This window comes from Afipia sp. OHSU_II-C1 (genome assembly GCF_000497575.1).
Lineage (GTDB): Bacteria > Pseudomonadota > Alphaproteobacteria > Rhizobiales > Xanthobacteraceae > Afipia.
Genome location: NZ_APJI01000004.1, coordinates 70,682 through 87,516, shown reverse-complemented (window position 1 = coordinate 87,516; position 16,835 = coordinate 70,682). Strand labels below are relative to the sequence as shown.

At 63.1% G+C, this 16,835-nt stretch carries 12 protein-coding genes; 4 read left to right on the top strand and 8 right to left on the bottom strand.

Going from position 1 to position 16,835, the window contains the following annotated elements; all coding sequences use genetic code 11:
- The first annotated feature begins 3 nt into the window (after window positions 1–3).
- Both glp and lexA read left to right on the top strand, forming a co-directional pair.
- Window positions 4–1,212: a gephyrin-like molybdotransferase Glp gene (gene glp, locus I554_RS0102440; RefSeq protein ID WP_024575332.1), complete on the top strand. Its 1,209-nt coding sequence runs from the start codon at window positions 4–6 to the stop codon at window positions 1,210–1,212.
- A 204-nt stretch (window positions 1,213–1,416) separates the two neighbouring features.
- Window positions 1,417–2,124 carry a transcriptional repressor LexA gene (gene lexA / locus I554_RS0102435; RefSeq protein ID WP_006020719.1) on the top strand — a complete coding sequence of 236 codons (708 nt, stop codon included), beginning with the start codon at window positions 1,417–1,419 and terminating at the stop codon, window positions 2,122–2,124.
- A gap of 13 nt (window positions 2,125–2,137) precedes the next feature.
- On the opposite strand, the gene I554_RS0102430 is transcribed toward lexA, so the two are convergent.
- Complete coding sequence (locus I554_RS0102430) at window positions 2,138–4,435, bottom strand: ComEC/Rec2 family competence protein (protein WP_024575331.1); 2,298 nt, start codon at window positions 4,433–4,435, stop codon at window positions 2,138–2,140.
- A 206-nt stretch (window positions 4,436–4,641) separates the two neighbouring features.
- Window positions 4,642–6,315, bottom strand: coding sequence for a glutamine--tRNA ligase/YqeY domain fusion protein (locus I554_RS0102425; RefSeq protein WP_024575330.1), 1,674 nt, complete (start codon window positions 6,313–6,315; stop codon window positions 4,642–4,644).
- Between the two features lie 212 nt (window positions 6,316–6,527).
- On the opposite strand from I554_RS0102425, the gene gltX reads away from it, so the two are divergent.
- Complete coding sequence (gene gltX, locus I554_RS0102420) at window positions 6,528–7,958, top strand: glutamate--tRNA ligase (protein WP_024575329.1); 1,431 nt, start codon at window positions 6,528–6,530, stop codon at window positions 7,956–7,958.
- Between the two features lie 161 nt (window positions 7,959–8,119).
- A complete protein-coding gene (gltA, locus tag I554_RS0102415) occupies window positions 8,120–9,424 on the top strand; it encodes a citrate synthase (RefSeq protein WP_024575328.1) in 1,305 nt (434 codons plus the stop codon).
- 66 nt (window positions 9,425–9,490) lie between these two features.
- Here the strand turns inward: gltA and lpxB are convergent, their stop codons facing one another.
- The 6 genes from lpxB to bamA form a co-directional block, all read right to left on the bottom strand.
- Window positions 9,491–10,666: a lipid-A-disaccharide synthase gene (gene lpxB, locus I554_RS0102410; RefSeq protein ID WP_024575327.1), complete on the bottom strand. Its 1,176-nt coding sequence runs from the start codon at window positions 10,664–10,666 to the stop codon at window positions 9,491–9,493.
- Window positions 10,663–11,517, bottom strand: coding sequence for a UDP-2,3-diacylglucosamine diphosphatase LpxI (lpxI, locus tag I554_RS0102405; protein WP_024575326.1), 855 nt, complete (start codon window positions 11,515–11,517; stop codon window positions 10,663–10,665). The genes lpxB and lpxI overlap by 4 nt, the downstream gene beginning before the upstream one ends.
- Window positions 11,514–12,344: an acyl-ACP--UDP-N-acetylglucosamine O-acyltransferase gene (gene lpxA, locus I554_RS0102400; RefSeq protein ID WP_024575325.1), complete on the bottom strand. Its 831-nt coding sequence runs from the start codon at window positions 12,342–12,344 to the stop codon at window positions 11,514–11,516. The genes lpxI and lpxA overlap by 4 nt, the downstream gene beginning before the upstream one ends.
- Window positions 12,345–12,488: 144 nt before the next feature.
- Window positions 12,489–12,947 carry a 3-hydroxyacyl-ACP dehydratase FabZ gene (fabZ, locus tag I554_RS0102395; RefSeq protein ID WP_024575324.1) on the bottom strand — a complete coding sequence of 153 codons (459 nt, stop codon included), beginning with the start codon at window positions 12,945–12,947 and terminating at the stop codon, window positions 12,489–12,491.
- Window positions 12,947–14,032, bottom strand: coding sequence for a UDP-3-O-(3-hydroxymyristoyl)glucosamine N-acyltransferase (gene lpxD / locus I554_RS0102390; protein ID WP_024575323.1), 1,086 nt, complete (start codon window positions 14,030–14,032; stop codon window positions 12,947–12,949). The genes fabZ and lpxD overlap by 1 nt, the downstream gene beginning before the upstream one ends.
- 144 nt (window positions 14,033–14,176) lie before the next feature.
- Window positions 14,177–16,717 (bottom strand): outer membrane protein assembly factor BamA, encoded by a 2,541-nt coding sequence (bamA, locus tag I554_RS0102385; protein WP_024575322.1) that lies wholly within the window; start codon window positions 16,715–16,717, stop codon window positions 14,177–14,179.
- Window positions 16,718–16,835 lie beyond the last annotated feature (118 nt).

Genomic DNA, 16,835 nt, shown 5'->3' with positions numbered 1-16,835 from the left:
ACCATGGCGCTGATGCCGGTCGCCGAGGCCTATGCCGCCGTTCTCATGGACGCCAGCGCCCTTCCCGAAGAAACGGTTGCGCTCGGCGAAGCGTTTCATCGCACACTCTCCCGCGACGTCGCGGCGCTTCGCACCCAGCCCCCCGCCGCCATGTCGGCAATGGATGGATACGCGGTACGCGCCATCGACGCAGTGACCGGCGCGCGGCTGAAGGTAATCGGCGAAGTCGCCGCAGGCCGGCCCTTCAATCAGACGATCGGTGCGGGACAGGCGGCGCGGATCTTCACCGGTGGCGTCATTCCCGGTGGCGTGGATGCCGTGGTCATTCAGGAAGACACCACGCGCGACGGCGAGTTTGTCATCGTCAACGAAGCCATCGCGGAGGGAAAGAACATCCGTCCCGCCGGCATCGATTTTCGCGAAGGCGACGTGCTGTTGCCGCGCGGCTCCCTGCTCAACGATCGCGCGCTTGCGCTGGCGGCGGGGATGAACCATCCGCGTTTGCCGGTCCATCGCCGTCCCAAGGTCGCGATCCTTGCCACCGGCGATGAGCTGGTCGCGCCGGGCACAACACCCGCCCCGGGACAGATCGTCTACAGCAATTTCTTTGCGCTGAGCGCGCTCGTGCGCAACGAAGGCGCCGAACCGATTGATCTCGGCATCGCACGCGACACGCTCGATTCAACCTCGAACGGAATCAAGCGTGCGCGCGATCTCGGCGCGGACATTCTCATCACCACCGGCGGCGCCTCGGTCGGCGATCACGACCTGGTTCAGGCCGCGCTGACAGCCGAAGGCTTCGACATGGCCTTCTGGAAAATCGCGCTGCGGCCCGGCAAGCCGATGATGAACGGACGACTCGGAGCGATGCGCGTGCTCGGCCTGCCCGGCAACCCGGTGTCGTCCTACGTCTGCGCCTTCCTGTTTCTGGTGCCGCTGATCCGTTCGCTCTCCGGGCGAACGCGCGTCGATCATCCGCTTGAACATGCGGTGCTGGGACACGAACTGCCCGAGAACGACAAGCGGCAGGACTATCTGCGCGCGCGTGTCGCGCCCGGCCGCGACGGGGTGCCCGTCGCGACCTCGGTGGGCGCGCAGGACAGTTCGCTGGTGGCAAAGCTGGTCGAGGCGAATGCGCTGATCGTCCGGCCGCCGTTCGCTCCGGCAGCCGCCGCCGGCTCGCCCTGCACGATCCTGCGGCTGCCGGACTGACCCTGAAACCTCTTCGTCGTTGACGTGAAATTAAGGGGTTGCGGAACACATATGGAACAGATAGTGTTCGTTCATGATTTGTTTCGAGTGACTCGCAACTCCTGAGTGTCCCTTTTCATTGTTTCGCAGTGGGGATCCAGAGAGGCGCGGCTTCGGATCAGACACGGGAATTCTTGAGATCCTTGGGATCGGGGACCAATTCAGATGCTGACACGCAAACAGTACGAGCTTCTGCGCTTCATCAACGAGCGGCTCAAGGAAGCTGGTGTTCCGCCCTCCTTCGATGAGATGAAGGATGCGCTGGACCTGCGGTCGAAGTCCGGTATCCACCGGCTCATCACTGCTCTCGAGGAGCGCGGCTTTATCCGGCGGCTCGCCAACCGGGCCCGCGCCATCGAGGTCATCAAGCTTCCCGAAACGAGTGCCAGCCCCGGCGGCGCACGCCGCGGCTTCACTCCCAGCGTCATCGAGGGCAACCTGGGCAAGGTTCGCTCGGCGCCGTCGCTCGGCCCCGACGAGGATGCAAGCTTCCCTGTCGCCGTACCGGTCATGGGCCGGATCGCGGCCGGTACTCCAATCGAGGCGCTGCAGACCCGCAGCCACACCATCAGCGTGCCGCCCGACATGCTCGGGTCCGGCGAACATTACGCCCTCGAAGTGCGCGGCGACTCCATGATGGAGGCTGGTATTCTCGATGGCGACACCGTGCTGATCCAGCGCAACGAGACCGCCGACACCGGCGACATCGTGGTGGCGCTGATCGACGAGGAAGAAGCCACCCTGAAGCGCTTCCGCCGCCGCGGCGCGTCCATCGCACTGGAGCCTGCCAACGCAGCGTACGAAGTCCGCATCCTGCCGCCCAACCGCGTGCGGATTCAGGGCAAGCTGATCGGCCTGGTCCGCAAGTACTGAGTTCGACTCGAGATCAATCGTCCGGCTGGAGATCGCTCTCTGCCGGCGTCGCATCGACAGGCTGTGCGGGACGGTTTGACCGGACAGCGGGTGTTTCGATGTCATCATCGACATTTGCCGGTGACCACGGACGGTCCACGCCGCGCGGCTTGTTGGCCGTGATCGCGTAACCGTCCGCGGTTTTGCGCAGAGCGAGTGTGCCGCGCCTGCGCAGCATTTCCTGATCCAGCACCATGGCCGCACAGTCGGCGGGCGGCTGACGCAGTGTCACGATCACAGCGGCCCGCACGCAGTCGTCCCCGAATGCTTCCGGTTTCAGTGTCAGCGCAACTGTCGAGCCGTCCGCTGTCTGCACCACACATCCGGACGTGTCGCACGAGACGCCATCGCTGAGCGATACATCGGTAGCCTTGCGCATGTCGGCGTCGGCCGCGAGCCACTCGCGCGACAGGAAGACGTCCTTTCCGGTGCGCATCAGGCGCAGTCTGCCGTCCTTCCCTCGCACCGCAACGGTGTGGCCGTCTCCCGCTACAAGAATATCCGGCTGCGGCGCCGTCAGTGCCCAGACCGTTGCGAATGCGATGAGCCCTGCACCCGCCCAACGCAGCGGCGTCCGCAGCAGACCGAGTACAATGATCCCCGCACTCATCACGGCCAGCGGGCCGGCACCGAACGATGCGATCTGGCCGATGGCGCCAGGCAGCGACGCGACCCATTGCGACACCGAGACCATCCAGCCGATGCCGACGTCCATCAGCCGCCAGAACACGCCGTCCAACCCGAACGGCATTGCCAGCAGTCCCAATAGTCCCGCCGGCATCACCAGTCCCGACACCACCGGCATCGCCGCCAGATTGGCGAGCACGCCGTAAGGCGTCACGCGATGAAAATGAAACGCCGCGTACGGCATGGTCGCGAACCCGGCCACCAGCGACGCCAGCGCCAGCATCGTGATCTCGCGCCCGCCCCAGAGCGCCGCACGCGCCACCTGCGAATTGTCCGGCGAGGCAAACAGGTTCGGCATGCCGATCTGGATCAGCGCCACGAGGCCAAGCGTCGCCGCGAACGACATCTGGAAACTCGGATGCACCAGTGCTTCCGGCGCGATCAAGAGCACGATCATCGCCGCGACCGCCAGCGTACGGAACGTAATCGCGCGGCGATCGACCATCACCGCGATCAGCACCACCGCCGTCATGAAGAACGAGCGTTGGGTGGCAACCTCCGCGCCCGATAGGAGCAGATAGAATGCTGCGGCAATCAGCGCGGCAACTGCCGACCATTTCTTGATCGGGAACGTCACAGTGAGTGCTGGAAACAGCGCAAGCAGCGCGCGCACCGCGAAGAACACCACGCCCGCGACCACCGCCATGTGATAGCCGGAGATCGACAGCACATGGCCGAGCCCTGAAATGAACATCGCGTCGTTGACCGGCGCGGAAATCGCGTCACGCCGGCCGGTGAGCAGCGCCGTCGCGATGGCGCGGTTGTCGCCGCTGAGCACGCTGCGAATGCGCGCGTCGATGGTGTCGCGCATCCCTTGCATCGTGGCGGCGTAGCGCAGATACACGCCGCCGCTGCTTGGGGCATCAACCGTCTTGATCGCGCCCATGACGAAGCCCGACGCGCCGATGCCCTGGAAGTACATGTCGCGTCCGAAGTCGTAGCTCCCCGGACGCAGCGGCGAGAGCGGTGGCAGCAATCGCGCCTTCAGTTCGACAAAGCTGCCGACGGCGGGCGCCGTCCCCTTCTTCACCGACAGCCGCACGCGTTCGAGCTTGATCCCGCCGCGCGGCGAGTCCATCTCTTCGACGCGCAGCACGAAGCGGTCCGTGCGCTCGCGCTCGTCACGGGTCTCAACGAACCCCTTCAGCGCCACCGAGAACATCGGACGCGCGAGAACACCGTGAGCGACGCGCGCGGTCTTCAGAGTAGCTGCGGCAAATCCTGCTGATAACGCGGCCAGCATCACCACAAGGGGGAAGACGCGGCCGCGCCGCGCAACGAAGGCCGCAACACAGAACGCGAATGCCGTCGCGGCGGCGACCAGTGCCACGGGCTCGCGGTCCGCCGCAAAGTAGATCGCAATTCCCGCGCCGAACGCGACCGGCACCCAGGGCAACAGCCGGCCCGGTCCGGCTTCCGCCGCGATCCAGCTTCGGGCTCTTCCGATGAGGAATGACGATGCGCTTTCCGTGAAGCCGGCGGCGGCAGGCACAGCACTGCGCGGCGGCCAAGAAATAGCTCGGCCGATGGCGCGCCCCGCCCGGCCTTTGGATCTCTCTCGGTCTTCGCCGCCCCCGCCCGCCATCGCGTTGCTCCGGCATCGCCGAGACAATGCTAACGCAAGCGATCCGGCTGGATAGCGGAACGGAAGCAGAATGTGCGCAACAACAGGATCGTCATCACCGGGCTTGTCCCGGTGATCCACGTCTCCTTGTCTTGATCTCAAGACGTCGATGCCCGGCACAAGGCCGGACATGACGACGGCGAGCAATCGTCAAATCAGCGAGATATTCACCCCTCGCCAGCCACCTTGGCGTAGCTGTCGCGCAGGCCGACGGTGCGGTTGAACACCGGTTTGCCGGGCGCGGAATCCTTGTCACGAACGAAGTAACCCTGCCGCTCGAACTGAATGGCGCCCCCGAAGTTGTCGCTCGCCAGAGCGGGCTCCAGCATTCCGGTGACGGTTTCGAGCGACTGCGGATTGATCTGCGCGGCGAAGTTCGCGGCCTCCGGCTGCGGTGTCGTGAACAGCAGGTTGTACAGCCGCACCTCCGCAGGCACGGCATCCGCCGCGCTCACCCAGTGGATCGTGGCCTTCACCTTGCGGCCGTCAGGCGCGTTGCCGCCCTTGGTCGCCGGATCGTAGGTACACCGCAGTTCGACCACCTGGCCCGCCGCATCCTTGATGACCTCGCGGCAGGTGATGAAATAGCCGTAGCGCAGCCGCACCTCGCGGCCCGGCGCCATGCGGAAGAACTTCTTCGGCGGATCTTCCATGAAGTCGTCGCGCTCGATGTAAAGCTCGCGGCCGAACGGAATCTGGCGCGAGCCCTGCGCCGGATCGTCGGGATGATTGACGGCTTCGAGCGTTTCGCTCTGCCCTTCCGGATAATTCTCGATCACCACCTTGAGTGGATTGAGCACGGCCATGCGGCGCGGCGCGGTCCTGTTCAAGACCTCGCGCACCACGAAATCGAACATGCCGAGGTCGACGGTGCTGTTCGCCTTGGCGACGCCGATGCGCTTGACGAACTCGCGCAGCGCTTCCGCCGGAATGCCGCGCCGCTGCAAGCCCGCAAGCGTCGGCATGCGCGGATCGTCCCAGCCGGACACATGGCCGCCGCGCACGAGCTCGGTGAGCACACGCTTGGACAGCAGCGTGTAAGTCACGTTCAGCCGGGCAAACTCGTACTGATGCGGCCGCGACGGCACCGGAAGATTTTCGAGGCACCAGTCGTAGAGCGGCCGGTGATCTTCGAATTCGAGCGTGCAGATCGAATGCGTGATGTGCTCGATCGCATCCGACTGGCCGTGCGCAAAATCGTAGCTCGGATAGATCTTCCACGCGTCGCCTGTGCGCGGATGATGCGCGTGCAGGATACGATAGAGCACCGGATCGCGCAGATTGATGTTGCCCGACGTCATGTCGATTTTGGCGCGCAGCACGCGCGCGCCGTTCGGAAACTCGCCCGCGCGCATGCGGGTGAACAGGTCGAGGTTTTCCTCAACCGACCGGTCGCGGAACGGGCTGTTTTGTCCGGGCTCGGTCAGGGTGCCGCGGGTCAGGCGGATTTCTTCCTGCGTCTGATCGTCGACATAGGCCTTGCCGGCGCGGATCAGATGCTGCGCCCAGGCGTAAAGCTGCTCGAAATAATCCGACGCAAAATGAAGATGCTCACCCCAGTCGAAGCCGAGCCAGCGCACATCGCGCTCGATCGCGTCGATATATTCCTGTTCTTCCTTGGTCGGGTTGGTGTCGTCGAACCGCAGGTGGCAGCGTCCGCCGAACTCCTCGGCGATCCCGAAGTTCAGGCAGATCGATTTGGCGTGGCCAAGATGCAGATACCCGTTGGGCTCAGGCGGAAAGCGGGTCACCACGCCCTTTTCACGGCCCGAAGCCAGGTCCTCGGCAACAATATCGCGGATGAAGTCGCGGCCTGCGGTCGAAGGCGATTCGTCGGTCATTGGTACCCTTTCAGTTGGGCCCTATGTGCCAAATCCGGGAGGCCCCGCCAAGTGCTGCCCGGTGCTGGCCAGACCGTGCTTTTTTGCTGGCGAAGCCCGCATTCGGGCTTTGGGCGCGTTTTAAATCCGGGCAATTCGTGCTGAGACAGTGTGCCGTTGTTGTGATAAACGCCCGCCGATAACCCTCCCCGAGATCGATCGAACCGCCTGAAATGACCGAAACTGTCGTTACCCGCTTTGCGCCGTCCCCGACCGGCTTCCTCCACATCGGCGGCGCGCGCACCGCGCTGTTCAACTGGCTCTATGCGCGCAAGCGCGGCGGCAAGATGCTGCTGCGGATCGAGGATACCGATCGCGAGCGTTCCACCGATGCGGCCATCGAGGCTATTCTCGATGGACTGAATTGGCTCGGCATCGAATGGGACGACGAGACGGTTTATCAGTTCACCCGCGCCGCACGGCATCGTGAGGTCGCCGAACAATTGCTGGCCGACGGCAAGGCCTACCGGTGCTACGCGACCGCCGAGGAACTGACGCAGATGCGCGAGGCCGCCAAGGCCGAGGGCCGCGCGATCCGTTACGACGGCCGCTGGCGCGACCGCGATCCGTCGGAAGCACCGGCCGGCGCCAAGCCCGTCATCCGGCTTCGTGCACCGCAGACCGGCGAAACCGTGATCGAGGATCAGGTACAGGGCCGCGTGGTCTGGCAGAACGAAAATCTCGACGACCTCGTGCTGCTGCGCTCCGACGGCAACCCGACCTACATGCTCGCCGTGGTGGTGGACGATCACGACATGGGCGTGACCCACGTTATTCGCGGCGACGATCATCTGATCAACGCCGCCCGGCAGAAACACATCTACGACGCGCTCGGCTGGACCGTTCCGGTGATGGCTCACATTCCGCTGATCCACGGTCCCGACGGCTCGAAACTCTCCAAGCGCCATGGCGCGCTTGGCGTCGATGCCTACCGGGCCAAGGGGTATCTGCCCGAGGCGCTTCGGAACTATCTGGTGCGGCTCGGCTGGAGCCATGGCGACCAGGAAATCTTCTCGACCGAAGAGATGATCCGGGAATTCGACCTGCCCGCGATCGGGCGTTCTGCGGCGCGGTTCGATTTCGCCAAGCTCGAAAATCTCAACGGTCATTACATTCGCAACGCCGACGACAAGGCGCTGCTGGCCAGCTTCGAAGACGTGCTCCAGTTCATTCCTGACGGCGCTGTCATCCGGGCCAAGCTGAACGACACGACCCGCGCCCAATTGCTGGCCGCCATGCCCGGCCTGAAAGAGCGCGCCAAGACGCTCCTCGAACTGGTCGACAGTTCCAATTTTATCTTCGCCGACCGTCCGCTCCAGATGGAGCCCAAGGCGGCAGCGGTGCTCACATCCGAGACGCGCAAGCTGATCGGGGAACTCCGTTCGGCGCTGGAGGCGGTCAATCCGTGGACCGCCGAGGCCGCCGAGGCGGCCATGCGTCAGTTTGCCGAGAAAAACAGCCTCAAGCTCGGGGCGATCGCGCAGCCGTTACGTGTCGCCCTGACCGGGCGGACCACCTCCCCGGGCATTTTCGACGTTCTGGCGGTGCTGGGGCGGCAAACCTGTCTGGACCGCCTGCAGGATCAGGCTGAAAGCCCTTCATAGCTAACGCAGGGCTGCCCAAACTTTAGGTGCAGCCCACCTATCTTGCAGCGCACACAGCAATAAGCTACCCATTCGGGCCACACTTCTGGAATAAAGCGCTTACGCCCCTATATGGCCGTAAGCGTCACTCGCCCTGAGCCACACTTACCGGGGACTTCACGATGGATGCAAAGACCAACACCAAAAAAGCCACGCTGACGGTCGAAGGGAAGACCGTCGATTTCCCGGTTCTGTCCGGCACGGTCGGACCTGATGTTATCGACATCAGCAAGCTCTACGCCCAGACCGGGATGTTCACCTACGATCCTGGCTTTACGTCGACCGGCAGCTGTGAATCCAAGATTACCTACATCGACGGCGACGAAGGTATCCTGCTCTATCGCGGCTATCCGATCGAACAGCTCGCCGAGAAGGGCGACTTCCTCGAAACCTGCTATCTGCTGCTGTACGGCGAACTGCCGACCAAGGCGCAGAAGGAAGATTTCGACAACCGCGTGACCCGTCACACGATGGTTCACGAGCAGATGGCCCGCTTCTTCCAGGGCTTCCGCCGCGACGCGCACCCGATGGCCGTGATGGTCGCCTCGGTCGGCGCCCTCGCCGCCTTCTACAATGACTCCACCGACATCTCCGATCCGACGCAGCGCATGATTGCCTCGATGCGTATGATCGCGAAGATTCCGACGCTCGCGGCGATGGCCTATAAGTACAACGTCGGCCAGCCCTTCGTGTATCCGAAGAACTCGCTCGATTACGCGTCGAACTTCCTGCAGATGTGCTTCAGCGTGCCTTGTGAAGAGTACAAGGTGAACCCGGTGATGGCCGAGGCGCTGGACAAGATCTTCATTCTCCACGCCGACCATGAACAGAACGCATCGACCTCGACCGTGCGCATCGCCGGCTCGTCCGGCGCCAACCCGTTCGCCTGTATCGCCGCCGGCATCGCCTGCCTGTGGGGCCCCGCTCACGGCGGCGCCAACGAAGCCGCGCTGCAAATGCTGGCCGAGATCGGCACCGTGGACAAGATTCCGGAATTCATCGCCAAGGTGAAGGACAAGAACTCCAGCGTCCGCCTGATGGGCTTCGGTCACCGCGTCTACAAGAACTACGATCCACGCGCGAAGATCATGCAGAAGATGTGTCACAAGGTGCTGGCGGAAACCGGCCACCAGAACGACCCGCTGCTCCATGTCGCCATGGAACTCGAGAAGATCGCGCTGAGCGATGAATACTTCATTCAGCGCAAGCTCTATCCGAACGTCGATTTCTATTCGGGCATCACCCTGAAGGCGATGGGCTTCCCGACCTCGATGTTCACCGTGCTGTTCGCTGTCGCCCGCACCGTCGGCTGGATCAGCCAGTGGAGCGAGATGATTCAGGACCCGCAGCAGAAGATCGGCCGTCCGCGCCAGCTCTACTCTGGCGCAACGTCCCGCGACTACGTCGGGATCGACAAGCGCAAGTAAGCGCAAACGCCATTACAGACAAAAGGCCGGTGCAATGCACCGGCCTTTTCGTTGAACAGCAGGACGTCAGCGCAGCATCGCGATAACCCCGTCCGCCGCCAGCTCGCTGGGCGGCTTACCGCCCGTGGACATGATCGCTTCCAGACGGGCGAACGCATCCACCTGCCGCTGCCGTGCGGGCGTATCCGCCAGAATGTCCCGCAACGCCGGTGCAAGTTTCTCTGCCGTGAAATCCTGCTGCAGAAATTCCGGAATCACATTCTCTCCGAGAATGATGTTCGCCAGAATGATCGAGGAGGTTTTGATGACGCGCCGGGCGATGAAGGCCTCGACCTCGGTGACGCGATAGGCGGTCACCATCGGCACACCAGCGAGCGCCAGTTCAAGCGTCACGGTGCCGGACTTCGCCAAAGCGGCGCGTGCGCTCCGAAACGCGGCTTTCTTGTCGTCATCGCTGACAACGATCCTTGGCTGCACCGGCCAATCCGCTGCAGCGGCGCGAACCCTGTCCAGCAAACCGGGGATCGTCGGCAGCACGGGCTCGAACGCAACACCCTGCGCCCGCAACAAGCGCAACGTATCGCCGAAAATCGCCATGTTGCGTTTGATCTCGCTGCGCCGGCTGCCAGGCAACACCAGCAACGACGGCGGCTGCGCCAGGCGATGCTTCCGTTCATCATCGTTGGGCCGCAACGTATCGAGTTCATCCAGCAGCGGATGACCGACATAGGTGCACGGCGGGCCGCCCAGCTTGCGATGGATCTCCGGCTCGAACGGCAGGACGGCCAGAAGCCGGTCGACATACGCGCGCATTTTGCGCGCGCGTCCTGGCCGCCACACCCACACCGTGGGCGATACGTAGTCGACAATCGGGATCGATGGATTGCGGGCACGAACGCGGCGCGCCACGCGATGGGTGAAATCCGGACTGTCGATGATGACCAGAATGTCGGGCCGCTCCTTCAGGACGGCATCGGTCGTCTCGCGAATCCTGCGCAGGATCATGGGAAGGCGTTTCGGAATCGCCGCAAGACCGATGATCGACAGCTCATCGGTGGGAAACAGCGACGGCACGCCCTGCTCGGCCATGTGACGCCCGCCAACTCCGACGATCTTCGCCGCCGGTCCAAGCCGCGCGCGCAAGGCCTTGATCAGGCCCGAGCCGAGCCGGTCGCCGGACTCCTCGGCTGCGATCAGAAATATCGTCGGAGACTTGCGCGCATCGCTCCCGCTCGTGCTCACAGCGGCAATCCCGTGACAAAGAGCCCCGCCTGATCCGCCTTCGCGGTCATCACATCCGCCTCGGCAACGAGGGTGTGTCCGGCAACGATACCGATACCTGCCAGCCCGGCGGCAATGACGCCGTCGATGGTCTTCGGACCAAGCGTGGGAAGATCGAAGCGCAAATCCTGTTGCGCCTTTGGCATTTTGACCAGCACGCCGCGTCCCGGTTTGGCGCGGATTCTTTTTTCCGCACGCAGCCGCGCCACCCGCGCCAGAAGCCCGTCCGTCCCCTCGATGTCTTCAACGGCGACCACATGGCCATCGATCACGACAACGCCCTGACCGACGTCGAAAGGACTGATCGCGCGCATCAGTTCACGCGCCTTGGCGATATCGGCGACGGCCTCGGCATCGGGGGTGCGGCGTGTGAGGCTGCCCTCCGGCATCAGCAGTTCGGGCGCGACGTCCTGAATGCCGACGACGCGAATTCCATGGCGCTCGAAGATGCGGCTGACACCGGTCAGCAGATGATCGTCGCCGCCTCGCAATGCCGCAGCAATCGCCGGGATGGCGCGCAGCGTGCCCCAGTCCAGACGAATCTCGGATAGCGCGGGTCTGACCAGGCCACCGATGAATACGATCTCGCGGCAACCTTCGGACCGCATCAGGCGCGTCAGCCGCCCGACCTGACCGAGTGCGACCCAGTGATGAGGATATTGCGCGACCCGCACCGGATCGCAGAAGCCGCGGATCGCGAACAGAAACGGCGCGATCCCCCGCGCCTGCAACAGCTCTGCGACCGAAAACGGCAGCACTCCGCTTCCCGCAACGATGCCGACTGTCGAGGACAATGCGGGAGGTGTCATCATCGCTGTTCGAGGTGAGCGCGCTCTGAGGGTTTGTTGGGATTGTTGTGCGCCATGCAGAGCGGCCGTTTGATGCCGTTGTCGATGAAGGTCAGTATCTCGGCGATCGCCGGATCGGCACTTCCCATCGGCCGCAGCGCTTCAAGCCGTTCGGCGAAGATACCGCCGCCATGAAACAGCTGCTGGTAGAAGTCGCGCACCACCTGCAAGCGCTTGTGACTGAATCCGCGGCGGCGCATGCCGACCACATTCATGCCTTCGAGATGCGCGAACTGGCCGCTCGCAAGTCCATATGGAATGACGTCGTGACGTAGACCGGAGACACCGCCGATCATGGCCTGATGCCCGATCCGGACGAACTGATGTGCCGCCGAGAGGCCGCCGAAATAGACGAAGTCGCCGATCTCGCAATGACCGCCCAGCGTCGCGCTGTTGGCGAAGATCACATTGTCTCCGACGAGGCAGTCGTGACCGATATGGGAATAAGCCATGAAGAAACCGCGCTTGCCGACGCGCGTCTTGCCGCCGCCTTTGACGGTGCCAACATTCATGGTCACGCTTTCGCGGATGATGCAGCCCTCGCCGATGTCGAGCGTGGTCGGTTCGTCGCGATAGCCAAGATCCTGCGGCGCCATTCCGAGTGACGCAAATGGAAACACCGCGCAGCCGGCGCCGAGTGTCGTGTAACCGCCGATGTTGACATGAGCGTGCAGCTTGCAGTCCGCGCCGATCGTCACGTTCGGCCCGATCACACAGTAAGGCCCGATGGTGACGCCGTCGCCGATGACGGCTCCATCCTCAATTCGCGCAGTTGGATCGATCTTGCTCATCAATTCCTCTTGCCTGCATATCCTTCACCCGCCGAGGGACGCGTGCAGACGATAAAACGCCGTTATAATGCAAGCCCGTCCGGCATAAGGAGTGAAAGGCGACACGGGCGCGGTCATCAATTGTTACGCACAATGACAGACGGGTCAGTCGGCCAGCATCGCACCGACATCGGCCTGAGCGACGATTTCACCGTTGACCTTGGCGTCGCCGTGAAACCACCACATGTCGCGCCGGCGCGTGACCAGCCGCATGTGATACTCGATGATATTCCCCGGCCCCGTCGGTTTGCGAAACTTGCACTTGTCGATCGTGAGGAAATAGACCGCCGTCGGGCGATCAGTTTCGGTCGACAGCATGCCGATGACCCCCGCGGTCTGCGCCATGCCTTCGATCATCAGCACGCCCGGATAAATCGGCCGGTTCGGAAAGTGCCCCTGGAATACGGGCTCGTTGACCGAGACATTCTTGATGCCGATACCGCTGAAGTCCTTGCGGATATCGATCACGCGATCGATCAGCAGCATGGGATAGCGATGCGGCAGCGTCTTCAGGATCTGCCCGATGTCCACCGCCTCGATGGTGATTGGCGCCTTCTCGTCCATTATCTCTGTTCCTCGTCGCCCGAACCGGACGGCTTCGATTTCAATTTCGCACTGCCTTCGCGGCCGAGGCGCTCCACCTCAAACAGCTCGCGGAAGAACTGCTTGATAGGCTTGGCCGGCGAACCGCCCCAGCGCGCGCCCGGCGGCACTTCGCCGACGACGCTGCTGCGTGCCGCGATCTGCGTTCCGTCGCCGATGGTGGCGTGATCGCTGATGCCGGCGCGCGCGCCCAGGACGACGCCGTCGCCCAATGTCGAACTGCCGGCAATTCCGCTCTGGCTGACCACGACACAGTTGCGGCCGATGACCACGTTGTGGCCGATCTGGACCAAGTTGTCGATCTTGCTGCCCTCGCCGATGACGGTGTCGTTGAGCGCCCCGCGGTCGATGGCGCAGCCCGCGCCGATCTCGACACCGTTCTGGATGATCACCCGGCCCGCCTGCGGCACCTTCACATGCCCCTTCGCGCCCATCAGGTACCCAAACCCGTCCTGCCCGATCCGGCACCCCGGATGGATGATGACATCGTTACCGATAAAGGCACAAAGGACCGATGCGTTCGCGCCGATATGGCAATCCCGGCCGATCCGGACACCCGCTCCGATCACCGCACCTGAGGCAATCACGGTACCGGACCCGATTTCGACGTCCGGCCCGATCACCGCCAGCGGATCGACCACCACGTCGTCCTCGAGATACGCCGATGGATGCACCACGGCAGCCGCCGCGACCCCGCTGTTGTCGAACCACGAGGCGGGCCGCAGCGTATCGGGATAAAGGGCGCGCATGGCCGTAACAAAGGCCTTGTAAGGCTCCGCAACGCGCAGAACGGCGACATGCGGGGGAACGCTGCCCTCCAGCCGCTCGTTGACCAGACAGGCACCAGCGTGGGTTTGCTCAAGCTGGGCGGCGTACTTCTTGTTTTCGCAAAATGTCAGGTGACCGGGCCCAGCCCGGTCCAGCGACGCCGCTCCCGCAATGACCCTTTCGGCTTGCGATGCATCGGCAAGCTGGGCTCCGGTCAGCGCGGCAAGCTCTGCCAGCGTCACCGGTGAAGGACGTTTAAAGAATGTCCTCTGCGTCATTCGATCCGCCGCGGTCAGGAAAATGCATTTTCCCGCGACACCAACTCCGGACCGCAGAAGGAAAATGCCTGCAACAAAATAGTCGAGCGGGTCCCAACCGGATGGCTGGAACCCGCTGTTTCGAAGTGCGAGCTCTTTATGAGCTCAGAATGACGTACCACCACCGAACCGGAATTCCTGCGTCCGGTCGTACTTATCCTTGGTCAGCGGGATGGCGTAGTCGAAGCGCAGCGGTCCGAATGGCGACTGCCAGATCAGGCCCACACCGACCGAGGTGCGGATCAACCCATTGTCCGCGCCGACCGTCAGACACTGATTCTGGGCATTTTGTATCGGTGTCCCGTTACAGCCGCCAATAAGCGAGGTCACACCTTCGTAGCCGAACACCGAACCAGCGTCGGCATAGACAGCGCCCTTCAAGCCAATTTCCTTGGGCAGGAACCAGAACGGCATCTGCAATTCAGCCGAAGCGCCCCAGTACTTGGTGCCGCCGAGCGCATCACCATACCCCGTCTGAGAGAAGTTGGTGACGTCGCGCGGACCGATGCCCACCGGCGCGAAGCCGCGGACGAGGTTCGGACCCATCTGGAAGTGATCCAGCATGCGGATGCCCTTGCCGGTATCGGTCAGCACGCCGCCCTGCAGGCGCAGCACGCCGACGATATCGGACACGATCGGCGTGTAGAGCTTCACGTCGCCGGTCGTCTTCAGGTAGCCCACATCGCCGCCAACACCCGCGAAATCCTGATTGAGGGTCGCGAGAAGACCGCTGGTTGGATCCTTGTTGTTGTCGAGCGTGTTGTAGGCAAGCGTGTAACCCACCGCCGATGTAACAACCGCGCCGTTGGCAAGTCCCTGCTTCACAGCAACCGAGGCTTCGCCGTCAACCAAACAGTTGTTGCCGCCAAGCACTCCGCTGAACGGACCGCCATAGGTCGCTCCCGGGATAGACGCCGTCGATCCACCGGCATTGATGTAGCCTGGGGTTGGGAAGTATCCGAGCGTGCCGTCAAAGTTATTACAGTTCTTGAGATAGTCCGGCAGCGTGATTTCCTGCCGCGAGATCGAGTAACGCAGCTGCAGGTTCAGGTCTTCGCGGAGCTGGAAGCCGAGACGCGGGCTGAAACCGATCGTTTTCGAGTCATACGACACGTAATTCGAAGCGAGCTGCTTGCGCTGATAGAAGTCGAGACCCAGCGCGACGCGGTAGCCGAGCAGATAGGGCTCGACGAACGACAGCGAGTAGCCTTGCGTGCGCTGGCCGTACTGTACGGACGCCTTCGCATAAAGGCCGCGGCCCAGCAGGTTACGCTCCGAGACGCTGACTTCGCCGAGGAAGCCGTCCGCCGTCGAATAACCACCGGACACCGAGAAGTCGCCGGTCGACTTTTCTTCAACATCGACGTTCAGAACAACGCGATCGGACGACGAGCCCGGCTCGGAGATGATCTTGACCGTCTTGAAGTAGTCGAGGTTCTTGAGGCGGCGCTCGGCGCGATCGACCAGCGCACGGTTGTATGCGTCGCCTTCCGAAATATCGAACTCGCGGCGGATGACGTAGTCGCGTGTTCGCGTGTTGCCGCGAACGTTGATTCGCTCGATGTAGACGCGCGGGCCCTCTTCGATCGCAAACACGATCGACACGGTGTGCGCCTCGAAGTTGCGGTCGCCACGCGGCTTCACCGACGCGAAGGCATAGCCGCGCCGTGACGCTTCGACCGTCATCTCCTCGACCGACTTTTCCACGGCTTCGGCGTTGTAGACCGAACCGACGCTGACGCGCGAAAGGCTGCGGAACGAATTGCCGTCGAGCGAGGCGATGCTGGACTGGAAGTCGACAGAACCGACGCGGTACTGCTGGCCTTCCTCGATCTTGAAGGTCACGAGGAAGCCCTTGCGCTCCGGATCGTACTCGGTCAGCGCGGCAACGATCTGAACGTCGGCGTAGCCGTTCTTGAGGTAGAACCGGCGCAGGATATCGCGGTCGGCCTCAATACGGTCCGGGTCATAAACGTCGTTGGAGCCCAGGAAGCTCAGGAAGTTGGTTTCGCGGGTCTTGATGACGTCCCGCAGGCGATAGGCCGAATAGGCCTGATTGCCGACGAATTCGATCGACTTCACACCGGTCTTCGCGCCTTCGGTGATCTCGAAAACGAGATCGACGCGGTTGTTCGGCTGCTCGATGATCTTGGGTTCGACCTTGACGTCGTAACGGCCGTTGCGGCGATAGATTTCGGTGATACGCGCAGTGTCGGACTGAACCATCGCCCGCGACAGGGTTCCGCGGGCTTTGGACTGCACTTCGGCCGTGAGCTGCTCGTCCTTGACCTTCTTGTTGCCTTCGAAGGCGACCCGGCCAATGACGGGGTTTTCAACGACCACAACGACCAGCCGGCCGCCAGCCTGGTTGATCTTCACATCCTGGAACAGGCCGGTCTCGATCAGGGCCTTCAGGCCGTCGTCGATGCGCGCGCTGTCAAGGCGCCCGCTCGGACCCGGCTTAAAATAGGAACGGATGGTATCGGCCTCGATCCGGCGGTTGCCTTCGACGCCAATGGAAGCCGCGGTCTGGGCAACAGCCTGCGACGATACGAGCGAAGCGGTCGCCACCGCGGCAACCGGCAAAGCAAACATGATCAGGGCAGCGGCCAAACCGCCCCGTAGCACTCGCAATCCAACCATCATGCGCCAGGCGCCCTTGTCATTCCAACGCCGACCCGTTGCCGGGCCGGGAGATTCCCCAAATATTGCACTGCTTGTAGCCAATTTTGCCTAACGGGCAAACGACCTTTCGCAAGACAAT

What these genes read in the sequence shown, in the direction of transcription:
- gltX (WP_024575329.1), top strand. Translation starts at nt 6,528, where the DNA reads ATGACCGAAACTGTCGTTACCCGCTTTGCGCCGTCCCCGACCGGCTTC.
- lpxI (WP_024575326.1), bottom strand. Translation starts at nt 11,517, where the DNA reads ATGATGACACCTCCCGCATTGTCCTCGACAGTCGGCATCGTTGCGGGA.
- I554_RS0102425 (WP_024575330.1), bottom strand. Translation starts at nt 6,315, where the DNA reads ATGACCGACGAATCGCCTTCGACCGCAGGCCGCGACTTCATCCGCGAT.
- lpxD (WP_024575323.1), bottom strand. Translation starts at nt 14,032, where the DNA reads ATGACGCAGAGGACATTCTTTAAACGTCCTTCACCGGTGACGCTGGCA.
- I554_RS0102430 (WP_024575331.1), bottom strand. Translation starts at nt 4,435, where the DNA reads ATGGCGGGCGGGGGCGGCGAAGACCGAGAGAGATCCAAAGGCCGGGCG.
- lpxA (WP_024575325.1), bottom strand. Translation starts at nt 12,344, where the DNA reads ATGAGCAAGATCGATCCAACTGCGCGAATTGAGGATGGAGCCGTCATC.
- fabZ (WP_024575324.1), bottom strand. Translation starts at nt 12,947, where the DNA reads ATGGACGAGAAGGCGCCAATCACCATCGAGGCGGTGGACATCGGGCAG.
- lexA (WP_006020719.1), top strand. Translation starts at nt 1,417, where the DNA reads ATGCTGACACGCAAACAGTACGAGCTTCTGCGCTTCATCAACGAGCGG.
- glp (WP_024575332.1), top strand. Translation starts at nt 4, where the DNA reads ATGGCGCTGATGCCGGTCGCCGAGGCCTATGCCGCCGTTCTCATGGAC.
- gltA (WP_024575328.1), top strand. Translation starts at nt 8,120, where the DNA reads ATGGATGCAAAGACCAACACCAAAAAAGCCACGCTGACGGTCGAAGGG.
- bamA (WP_024575322.1), bottom strand. Translation starts at nt 16,717, where the DNA reads ATGATGGTTGGATTGCGAGTGCTACGGGGCGGTTTGGCCGCTGCCCTG.